Origin of the sequence: Actinoplanes sp. NPDC026670, from assembly GCF_040638175.1 — a bacterium.
GTDB lineage: Bacteria > Actinomycetota > Actinomycetes > Mycobacteriales > Micromonosporaceae > Actinoplanes.
The window spans coordinates 1-11,372 of sequence record NZ_JBEZXU010000131.1 but is presented as its reverse complement, the minus strand read 5'-3'; the positions used below and the strand labels follow the sequence as shown (position 1 = coordinate 11,372).

Sequence of the window (11,372 nt, the reverse complement as noted above, 5' to 3'; positions counted from 1 at the left end):
CCCAGTTACCACGCTGACTCGCCGTCAACTCCACACGATCAAAAGCCGTCAACGGAAGCACACCCACTTCTCTTGAGACCAGACCGAGCCAACCGAGGCAACGATCGCTACAACCTCAACGAAGGGTAGGCTAACCTTGCACGGTGCCACCACCCATCCCGCCTCCCGAGCGAGGAGACGCGTCCATCAGGTACGACATCCGCCCCTCGACGACGGCCTGTCCATGTTCGATCCCGGACGGGTCGTTCCATCTCTCCGGAGTCCGGCCATGAGGGACACTTCGCACTCCGACCCGTCGGGGCTGGGCCGGGGACCTCTGACCCGCTGGTTGCCTGTGCTCTGGCAGGCGCCCACCGATCCACCCGAGGTCCAGCCGTTCGAGGTCGGCCCGGGGACCACATCCGGTCGATTCCTGTTGCGGGTGATCCTCTCGGTGCGGCGGGTCTCCGTTCCGGCGGCGCTGGCCGCGATCGTCTGGCAGGTGGGCGAGGCAGCGGTCCCGGTGGTGACGGGCCTCGCGATCGACCGTGCGCTGGCGACCGGGGATGCGGGGCAGCTGGCGCTGTGGCTCGGCGCGCTGGTGGCCGCGTATGTCGGGTTGACGGTGGCGGCGAAATTCGCCACCCAGCTGACCGCGTATGCGATTCAGCTGCTGCAGCACCGCCTCCGGAGCACCCTCTCGACCCGTGTGCTGCATCCGGTCGGCGGCAGTGTCCACGCGCCGGGCGGCGGCGTCGTCTCGTTGATGACCAACGACGTCGCCCGCCTGGCGAACGGGGTTCAGCTCGTGATCATGCCGATCGCGAGGATCACGACCATCGGATTCATCGCGGTGTCGCTGCTGACGACACATTGGCTGCTCGGGCTTGCGGTGCTGGTGGGGGCGCCGGCGGCGGTGTGGTTGATGGGCGTCCTCAGCGAGCGGCTGTCCCGGGACACCCGTGAGTACCAGGGGCTGCTGGCCACCACGGTCGGACTGGCCACGGATGTCGTGGCCGGCTATCGGGTGGTCAAGGGGATACGCGCCGAGACCGAGGCGACCAGAAGGTACCGGCAGGCAAGCCAGGAGACGCTGGTCGGCGCCAAGCGCAATGCGGGACTACTGGGACGGTTCCTGATGGGCTCCGGTGTGGTCACCGGCACCTTCGTCGCAGCGGTCATGGGGCTGGCGGGCTGGTTCGCCGTGGACGGACAGCTCAGCATCGGCGAGCTGATCGCCGCTGTCGGCCTTGCTCAGGCCCTGCTGCCGCAGATCCAGTCGATCGCGAACGATTCCATCCCCAACCTCGCCGGCGCCCGCGCCTCGTCCGCGCGCATCCTCGACGCGCTGGAGACCGACGGTGCTGTGATACCCGAGCCGGTCGACGCGGCGCGGCCGCCGGCTGAGCAGTTGCCAGGGCTGGAGCAGGTGCCGGTGCTGGAGGTGTCCACGCTCAGCACGACGATCCGGGTGGAGCCCGGCGAACTCGTGGGAGTGCGCACCGACGACCTGACCGCCGCACGCATCACGGAGGCTCTGCTGGATCCGCGTGGGCCCGGCAACGAGGTCGCGGTACAGCTGGACGGGATCGCCGCGCGGGACTTGACCGCACAGGAGTACCGCTCCCGGGTCACGTTCACGCCGCACCGGGTCATGCTGTTCAGCGGGACGATCCGCGACAATCTCACCGCCACCGCGGCCACACCCGAGCTCGTGACGGCTGCGGTGCGGGCTGCGGCATGCGACGATTTCGCCGCCGATCTCGACCTCCCGCTCGGCGCCGACGGCAACCGCCTCTCCGGCGGCCAGCTCCAGCGTCTTGCGCTCGCCCGCGCTCTGGCCGGCGACGCGCCGGTGCTCGTGCTGCACGACCCGACCACGGCGGTCGACCCGGTCACCGAGCACACCATCGCGGAACGGCTGCGCGACGTCCGCGCAGGCCGGTCGACCCTGCTGATCACCTCGTCTCCCGCGTTGCTGGGCAGCTGCGACCGCGTCGTCGACCTGCTCGAGGACGCACTGGCGCCGGTAAGGACAACCTTGTGAGCGCGACATCCACGGCCAACGAGCATGCGCTGCCGATCGCGGGCGGCCGGGAGACGGCCAAGGAGGTGTGGCGGCTCAGCCGCGGGCATCGGCTCCGGCTCGCCACGGTCGGCGTGCTGGGGATCGTCAGCACCGCCATCAACGTGATCCCGCCGGTGATCGTCGGGTTTCTCGTCGACCGGGTGCAGGCGGGCACCGCTGACGTCGGCACCGTCCTGACGGTCACGGCCGTCATGGCGCTCTCGGCAGTTCTCGGTGCGGCCGGCACCGCGGTGACGATCGTGCTCGCCACCCGCGTCTACCACACCATCCTCGCCGGACTGCGCGAACAGCTCGTGGGCCGCGCCATGACACTCCCGCAGCATCTCGTCGAACGCGCCGGGACCGGCGATCTGATCTCTCGGACCAGCGACGACGTCACCGCCGTGGCCGATGCCGCTCCCGCGGTGATCCCCGCGCTCACCGTCACCGCGTTCACCATCGTGGTATCGCTGGGCGGGCTTGCCGCACTGGAATGGCAGTACGCCGCCGCGTTCGCCGTCGTGCTGCCCGTCTATGTGCTCGTCATGCGCTGGTACCTCCGCATCGGCCCGCGGGTGTACGGCGCCGAACGTGCCGCGATGAGCGCCCGCGCGCAGCAGATCCTCGAGTCCCAGCGCGGCTACGCCACCGTACTCGGGCTCGGTCTGACCGATCAGCGGCATCACAGTGTGATGACCGCGTCCTGGGGTGTCGCGGTGTGGACGCTTCGCGCGCGCACCGTGCAGGCCATGCTCAGCATCCGCCTGAACCTCGGCGAATGTCTGAGCCTGGCCACCGTCCTCGCCGTCGGCTTCGCGCTGATCGACGCGGGCGCGTCCACCGTCGGTGGCGCCACCGCGGCGACGTTGCTCGTCCTGCGCCTGCTCGGACCGATCAACGAGCTGGTGTTCGTCGTCGACGACCTCCAGTCGGCTCTGGCATCGCTAAGCCGCATGATCGGGGTGGCCACCATCCCGGACGAGGACGGCGAGCCGACCGCGACAGCGGACACCGACGTCGCCGTGCGGCTCGAGAGCGTCGCATTCCGGTACGGCGAGGGCCCCCGCGTGTTCGACGACCTCACCCTCGACATCCCCGCCGGTCAGCGCATCGCTGTGGTCGGCGCCTCCGGGGCCGGGAAGACGACGCTCGCCGCCGTCATCGCCGGCATCCATCTGCCCGACGCGGGGACGGTGGCCCGGCCCGGCCGTACGACGTTGATCACCCAAGAGACGCACGTGTTCGCCGGCACCCTGCGCGACAATTTCACGCTCGCCGCCCCTGGGGCCGCCGACCACGACATCCACGCAGCGCTGGACGCCACCGGGGCAGCCGGTCTGCTCGATCTGCTGCCGGACGGTCTCGACACGATGATCGGCACCGGCGGACATCCGCTCACCGATGCACAGGCTCAACAGCTCGCCCTCGCCCGGCTGCTGCTCGCCGACCCGGAACTGGCGATCCTCGACGAGGCCACCGCCGAGGCGGGCTCCACCCACGCCGGGTTGCTGGACCGCGCCGCCGAGGCGACTCTGCGTGGGCGCACCGGGTTGGTGATCGCGCATCGTCTCTCCCAAGCTGCGGCGTGTGACCGGATCGTCGTCATGGAGCAGGGCCGGATCATCGAGATCGGAACGCACGACGAACTGGTCGCCGCGGGTGGCGTGTACGGCGGGCTGTGGAGCGCGTGGACGGCCGGACGAAGCATCAACAACAAGGTAGAAAGGACTGGAGCATGACGGGAAGCGTTGTCGGCACGCCGGACAACACGGCGGTGCGGACCGCATTGTGGCGCGCCTTGCACACCCTGGTCGACGAGCCGCCGCACGTCCTCGAGGACGTGCTGGGCGCCCGGCTGGCACAGGACGACGACGGATGGCGCGAGCGCGGAGACATGGTCCCCGGCGACTCACGGGGAAAACGCGCCACGATCGTCGGGCGGGCACGTTTGACCGAGGAGCTGGTGGCGCAGGCCGCGAGCCGCGGAGTGGATCAGTATGTGATCCTGGGCGCGGGCCTGGACACGTACGCCCAACGTCATCCCGATGCCGGTTCGACCATGACCGTCTTCGAGATCGACCAGCCGGAGACGCAGGGGTGGAAGCGGAACCGGCTGATCGAACTCGGATATGACATCCCGGATTGGCTGCGCCTGGTTCCGGTCGACTTCGAAGCGAACGACGACTGGTGGGATCGGTTGCAGGCGGCGGGATTCGATGCCTCGCGTCCCGCCGTGGTGTCCTGGCTGGGAGTCACCATGTATCTGACCGAGCAGGCCACAGCGGCGACCCTCAAGCGGGTGGCGAGTCTGCCGGCCGGCTCGTCGCTGATCCTCACGTTCTTCCGTCATCTCGAAGATCTCGCGCCCGAGGACGTGCAGATTCGGCGTGCCTCCCGGGAGGGTGCCCGGCGGGCCGGTACGCCGTTCATCGGCTTCTACACTCCCGCCCAGATCATCGAGCTGGCGCGACAGGCAGGTTTCGCCGATGCCGAACATGTCTCGGCAGCCGACCTGACCGATCGCTACTTCGCGGGCCGGACCGACGGCCTGCGACCGTACAGCGGCGAGGAAGCCCTGATCGCCACCGTCTGACACGGCCGGCCGGAAATGTCAAAAGAAGTTGGCAAGCAATGAACGAGGAGTCCTGATGAGTCTGAGCACCGAACAGTTGATCGCCGACGTCGCCGACGTGTTGTTCCTCGAACCCGCGGACATCGACTACGAGTTGAGCCTCCGCGACCAGGGGATGGACTCGGTGCGTCTCATGGACCTGGTGGAGCGGTGGCGCACCGCGGGCGTGGACCGGATCGACTTCATCACCCTGGCCGAGGATTCGAGGCTCGGTCACTGGATCGAGGTCATCGAGAAGCTCCAGGCCGGTGAGGAAGTAGCTTCTTGACCCAACGGTAGGGCGGCCGCCGGGTTCGTCGTGGACGACCCGGCCGGACTGCTCGCAGCCGACGACCTCAGATCACGGTGCGAGCACTCGCAACGTGTTGCCCCACCCGACGAGCGACGTCTGGATCACCTTCAGGCCGGCGCCGGTGATGACCGCCTCGAGCTCCTCCTCGGTGCGGTATCCCGATCCGTGCAGCGTCAACTGCAGGATGTCCCGCTCGGCGTCATGTTCGTCCAGCTCGTCGGGATCGAAGACGTCCTCCACCAACAGCACCCGGCCGCCAGGGCTCAGGCTCGCAGCGGCCCGCTGAAGAATGAGCCTCGCCTCCGCGTCCCGATGCTGCCCGAGCGTGTCGATGATGAGCACGGCGTCCGCAGGTTCGGTCTTCTCGAACACCGACTGCTCGACGATGCGAATCCGGTCGCGTCGCGTCGCATCCGCGATGCTGGTCGGGATGTCCCGGCGGAACCAGTCGGCGGCGGTGGGGAGCGCCACGATGGTCACCGTCGCCTCCGGATGCCCCGCCGTGAGGTAGTCGGCGTGGACCGCCGCGCCGGCCGCGTGGACGACGATCGTGCCGACGCCGGCGAGCACGGGTGACTTCGCGAGCGGCTCGGCGAGCACCTGCACGAACCGGGACTTGTTCTCCAGCCGTTTGTGCTCGAAGGTCACATCGCTGCGGAGGGCGTCCCAGTCCTTGCCGGTCACCGACGCCAGCACCGGCTGATCGTGGCGGACCGCCGTTTCCAGGCCGTGGAAGGCCTGCGACATGCGGAACTCGACCCCGCCGGAAGTCAGGTGATCGAGTACGGACTCGCTGGTCAGGAACTCGCCGGTCTCAGTGAGGCGGTATTCGTCGCCGGTCTTCTCCAAGAGTTCGATCGCCTGCAGGTACCGCAGGAATTTCGCCAGCGAGCGTTCGTTCGCGCCGGTGTGCTTGGCGAGCGCGGGTACGGTGCGCACTCCACGGCTGATGCAGTCGGCGATACCGAGGTTCGCGGCCGCCCGGATCGCCAGCGGCGGAAGCAGCTCGGACATCTCATGGAACTTCTCGAAGGCCTCGTCGTTGCGTTCCGGGTCGGGCAGGGCGGGGTCTTCGTCCAGCGCCACGACCTCTGCGCGCCGCCAGTAGCCGGTGAAGTCGATGTCGGACTTGTCGACACCGCGCTCCTCGACGAGGTATCGCCGCAGGTCACGTACCACGGACTGTTCGCCGGCGAGCCAGGCGAACATCGCGCCGTCCCGCCGGCCGGCCTCGCGGACTGCCTGCAGCAGCAAGGGCTGGGTGGCCGGCGCGGCGCCGTTCCGCACGATCCAGGTCACCTCGACACCGGGACGTGCTGGCAGATCGGTTCGGTGTGCCTCCTCGGCCACCTCGATGTAGACGTCGGCCGGTGTCTCGTCGGGCAGTTCCTCGAGCAACCGGCCGATCGCCGGAATGGCGGTGTCGTCACCGACGACAAGGAACCAGTCATAGCCCTCGGGCCGGCCACTGGAGACCGACGGTCCCCCGACGTGGAGGCGATCGCCGGGCTTCGCCCGGTACGCCCACGTCGTCGCGACGCCCACACCGTGTTTCACGAAGTCGATGTCGAGCTCGCGAGCCTGCGCGTCGTAGCGTCGCACCGTGTAGACCCGCCACAACGCCGGCGGGTCGGCCGGCCACCGGAACTTGCCGTCCCTGTAGACCGGGACCACCGGCTCGTTCTCCCCGGGGTACGGGAAGATCAACCGGACGCTGTCGTCGAACCCGCTGCTGGCGAACTCGGGGAAGGTCGTACCGTCGCTTCCCGCGAACGATCCCAGCTGATCACCGGTGAGGGTCACCCGGCGCATCCCGGGAGTGACATCGACGACCCGCGCCACCTCCAGCTCTCGCAGGGCGATGGTGTGTACGGCGGTGGGGCGGGCACGACGCGGCACTGCGACTCCTCAATCGAGCAGGTGGCGTACCGAAACGTGGTCTGCCAGAAGCCGGACACCAAACATTAGCATTGCCTAACCTTAGGAATTTCTCACCGCGACCCGGCGGAGTTGGTCGGCCAGAGCCGCTCGGAGATCGGTGACCACCTTTTCCGCGAAGCCGAGGAACGTGATCGCCGTCGCGTCCGGGGCGAGGTGATACCGGATGACCGCGCGATACAACTGCTCGGTGCCCTCCGGGGCCGGTGACCCGCTGTCCGGCCGATAGACCCGCGTGAGGATCACCGCGGGCGAGGGCACACGCCGCAATGCCCGGCGTCCGGCCTTGTTGTGGTACCGCAGCAGCGCCAGCTCAGCGGTCCTGGCCGGCTCGGCCTCGTCGAGGGAGACGGCGGCCGTCGCGGTGAACGGACCGACCGGCCCTGTGTCGTCATCGGAGGTCAGCGGGACCTCTTCGTCGATTACACCGCCGATCAGGGGTGCGATTCCTGTCGACCGGAGCGCGTCGCGGACGGCTCTGCTGACGGCGTCTTCGGTGAGGACGCCGTCCCAGCGGAGGGTGGAGACGGTGCCGGAGGCAAAGGTGGGTTCGTCGATCGTCTGGGCCCGGGAGAGAAGGCGCTTCCAGCCGTCGAGGCCGTCGGTGGCGACCGCGTCGCCGGCTGCTTCGACGGCTTCGAGCGCTGGGACGAGCGCTGGTGTGCGGGACACTTCGGCGACTCCGGACACGGCCTGCTGCAGCGCCTCCGCCAGACGGTGCAGCGAGGCCCGGTCGACGATCGCCGCGTGGACGGCGAGCACGGCGACCGTCTGCTCGGGGCTGTATGTGTAGGCGAGGGCGGCCGGGCGGCCGGTCGAGATGTCGATGAGATCGACGGCGGCCGACCTGATCGCGTCGACGTTCGTGCCCGCGGTCAACTCCACGGTCGAGGGCTGGACCGTTTCCGGAGGCAGCAGGTAGGTGAACCAGAGCCGCCGGCCGGTGGCGTCGACCGACAGGCGAAGCGCGTCCGTGCCGGCGACCAGTGAGCGGAACGACGAGACGACCGAGGCGCTCGCCGACTGCGCGGGCAGGTCGAGGAGCTCGGTGAAGACGTACTCGTCAGGCGCAGCGTCCGCCTCACGCAAGCGCTCGAGGGCAGCAGAGGTCGGCACCAGAACGGGCTCGGCCGGTATGACATCAGGCGTCGACGGTGCAACCAGCGCGGCGAGGGCGCCGATGGTCCGTTGCACGAACACCTCGGACAGTTTGAACGTCAGTCCACGCTCGCGGGCGTAGGCGACGAGGCCTGCCGCGGAGATGCTGTCGCCGCCCAGCTGGAAGAAGTCGTTGTCCACGCCGAGGTCGATGTCGTCGCCGAGGTGCAGCACGTCACGGAAGATGCCGGCGACGGCGATCTCGGCGTCGGTCTCCGGTGGCCGGCCGTAGGCTGCGCCCGCCGTCAGGTCCGGTTGCGGTAGTGCACGGCGATCCAGTTTCCCGTTCGCGGTGACCGGGAATTCGTCCAGTCGCACGAACGTCGTGGGCACCATGTAGTCCGGCAGCGACCGTGCGGCATGTTCGCGCAGCACGGCTTCCTCGGCCGTCGCGGTCACATAGGCCGCGAGGTACTTTCCACCGGCCGGGTTGTCCAAGGCGAGGACTGCGGCGTTCGACACCTGGGGATGCTGTTCGAGGACGGCACGGATTTCGTCGAGTTCGATCCGGAACCCGCGGATCTTCACCTGGTCGTCGCTGCGGCCGAGATACTCCAACTGCCCCTGCGCGTTCCAGCGCACCACATCACCGGTGCGATACAACCGCGCGCCGTCGTCACTGAACGGGTCGGCCACGAATCGGTCGGCGGTCAGGCCGGGGCGGGCGACGTACCCGTCCGCGAGTTGCACTCCACCCAGGTAGAGCTCGCCCGCCACCCCGGCCGGCGCCGGACGCAACCACGCATCGAGAACACGCGCTGTCGTGTTCGCCACCGGAATCCCGATCGGCACCCCGACCGCATCGACGAGCTCGGCCTGAATCACCGGGTGAGCGGTCACGTCCACGGCCGCCTCCGTCGGCCCGTAGAGGTTGTGCAACTCCGCGTTCTTGAACAGCGCAATGGCGCCGGCTGCGGGCGAGACGGGCAATGCCTCGCCGGAGCAGAACACTCGCCGTACCGAATCCATCGACGTCCGGTCCGGGGCCGCGGTGAGGAAGGCCTGAAGCATCGACGGCACGAAGTGGGTCACAGTCACCGCGCGACGATCGATCACTTCGAGTAGATACTGTGGATCCTTGTGCCCGTCCTCCTGCGCCACGATCACCACTGCGCCGGTGACCAGCGGTAGGAAGAACTCCCACACGGACACGTCGAACGTGAACGGGGTCTTCAACAGCACCCGGTCCGGCGCACCGATCTGGTAGAGATCACGCATCCACCACAGCCGGTTGACGATTGCCTGGTGGTTGATCTGCACGCCTTTGGGGCGTCCGGTGGTGCCGGACGTGAAGATCACGTAGGCGGCATCCGCCGGGAGCAGCGGGCGCGAGAGCTGCGGCGGGTCGATCACGCCGGCATCGAGACGTTGCTGCACTGATTCGTCGTCGATGAACAGGAGGCGCACCGGATGCTCGGTGAGCACCTGATGATGAACGCCGGCGGTGTGCCGGTCGGCGATCACCACACGTGGTTCGGCGTCGGCGAGGATGTGCTTGACGCGTTCGGCGGGGTAGTCGGGGGCGATCGGCACATACGCCGCCCCGGCACGGATCACCCCGGCCAGAGCGACCACCAGATCGGCCGAGCGCGGCATTGCGACCGCGACCCGGTCCCCGACCCGCACGCCCTCCTCGACGAGCAGGTGGGCGAGAGCGTTGACCCGCGCATCGAAGTCGCCATAGGAGAGTTCAGTGCCGTCGTCAGCGATGACGGCGACCGTGTCCGGGCTCGCCGCGGCCTGCCGGCGCACCCATTCGTCAAGAGTCGTCCTGGGAACATCGAGCGTCTCGCCACACGACCACGCATCGAGTTGCCGCGACTCCGGTGCGGGCAGCAGGTCCAGGTCGCCGATCCGCGCCTCCGGACCGGCGGCGATCGTCTCCAGCACCGACTGGAAGACGGCGACGAACCGCTCGGCAGTGGCATCGTCGAACAGATCGACCGCGTAGGAGAGTTTCCCCTTCAGGTCGTTGACCGAATCGAAGATGTCGAGGTCGAGATCGGTCTTGACCGCGCCCACCGTCGCCGAACCCGGTGTCGCCGTGACACTCCCGAGGTGCAGGCCGCCCGCACGGCGGCTGTCCGCGACACGGTGGGTGAGCATGGTCTGGAAGAGGGGGTTACGGCCGACTGATCGCTCGGTGCCCAGCGCACGGGTGATCTCTTCGAAGGGCGCGGCCTGGTGCTCGAACCCGCCGAGGACCGTTCGTCTGGTGTTCTGCAGAACGTCGGTGATCGAGTCACCGGCATGGAAACGGTGGCGGATCGGCAGTGTGTTCACGAAGTATCCGACCAGGTCCTCCAGGCCGTCCTCGGTGCGTCCACCGGCCGGCGAACCGATCACCACGTCCGCACCGGCGCCCAGCGCCGAAACGGTCAACGCGGTCGCGGCCTGGAGGGTCATGAACATGCTGACGCCCTGCTCGTCCGCGACCTGACGCAGGCCGGTCACGACCTTCTGGTCGACGGTGAACCACAGATCCGCACCGCGGTGGGTCGGCGCCACCGGCCGGGTCCGGTCCAGCGTGATCGTGGACTCCTCGGGCGCATCCGCGAGGACGTCACACCAGTAGGCGAGGTGCTTGGCGAGCAGGGAACGTGAATCCGACGCCGCACCCAGGACCTCACGTTGCCAGATCGCGTAGTCCGAGTACTGGGCCCGCAACGGCGTCCATCCCGGCTCCTGCCCTGCGGCCCGCGCCTGATAGGCGGCCGACAGGTCGCTCAGCAGCGACGGGAACGACCACTCGTCCACTGCGTGGTGATGTACCGCGACAACGAACACCCATTCGTCAGCGCCGGCACGAAGCAACGCGACCCGGATCGGGATGTCGACCGCGAGATCGAACCCGGCCTGCACCACCGCGCCGATCCGCGCATCCACGCCGGCCGCGTCCACGCCCGTGACATCCTCAACGGGCAGAGAGAGCCTTTCCGCTGCCTCGTTCGCTGGAGTGACGACCTGACGTAGCGTGCCGTCCTTCTCCACCAGGAGCGTGCGCAGCGCCTCGTGACGAGACACCACGTCCCGTACCGCCATGATCAGCACATCGGGATCCAGAGCGCCGCGCAAACGCAGCACCACCGGCACCACATACCGCCCGCCCGGCCCGCCCAGCTGATCGATCAGCCAGAGCGCTTGTTGTCCGTAGGAGACGGGCAGGACTGCGGGGCGTGGCAGGTCGCCGACTCGGGTACTGGACGCCTCGGTGGTGTCGGCGATGTGGGCGAGTTCGCTGATCCGGGGGTGGTCGAAGACGTCGCGGAGGGTGAGTGCGGTGCCGAGTTGTGCGTTGGCGCGGG

Annotated in this window: 6 protein-coding genes; 4 read left to right on the top strand and 2 right to left on the bottom strand. The window is 68.7% G+C overall.

What is annotated here, in order from left to right; translation table 11 throughout:
* The first annotated feature begins 268 nt into the window (after positions 1-268).
* From AB0E94_RS51830 to AB0E94_RS51815, 4 genes are read left to right on the top strand one after another with little or no spacing between them, the layout of a single operon-like run.
* Positions 269-2,026, top strand: a complete 1,758-nt coding sequence (locus AB0E94_RS51830; RefSeq protein ID WP_360344058.1) for an ABC transporter ATP-binding protein — start codon at positions 269-271, stop codon at positions 2,024-2,026.
* Positions 2,023-3,786, top strand: coding sequence for an ABC transporter ATP-binding protein (locus AB0E94_RS51825; RefSeq protein WP_360344055.1), 1,764 nt, complete (start codon positions 2,023-2,025; stop codon positions 3,784-3,786). The genes AB0E94_RS51830 and AB0E94_RS51825 overlap by 4 nt, the downstream gene beginning before the upstream one ends.
* On the top strand, positions 3,735-4,640 hold the full coding sequence (locus AB0E94_RS51820; protein ID WP_360344052.1) for a class I SAM-dependent methyltransferase: 906 nt from the start codon (positions 3,735-3,737) through the stop codon (positions 4,638-4,640). Before AB0E94_RS51825 ends, AB0E94_RS51820 begins: the two co-directional genes overlap by 52 nt.
* 55 nt (positions 4,641-4,695) lie before the next feature.
* A complete protein-coding gene (locus tag AB0E94_RS51815; RefSeq protein ID WP_360344050.1) occupies positions 4,696-4,947 on the top strand; it encodes a phosphopantetheine-binding protein in 252 nt (83 codons plus the stop codon).
* Between the two features lie 72 nt (positions 4,948-5,019).
* On the opposite strand, the gene AB0E94_RS51810 is transcribed toward AB0E94_RS51815, so the two are convergent.
* On the bottom strand, positions 5,020-6,870 hold the full coding sequence (locus AB0E94_RS51810) for a siderophore-interacting protein (RefSeq protein WP_360344047.1): 1,851 nt from the start codon (positions 6,868-6,870) through the stop codon (positions 5,020-5,022).
* Positions 6,871-6,951: 81 nt separating this feature from the next.
* A partial coding sequence (locus AB0E94_RS51805; RefSeq protein ID WP_360344044.1) for an amino acid adenylation domain-containing protein occupies positions 6,952-11,372 on the bottom strand: 4,421 nt, incomplete at its 5' end.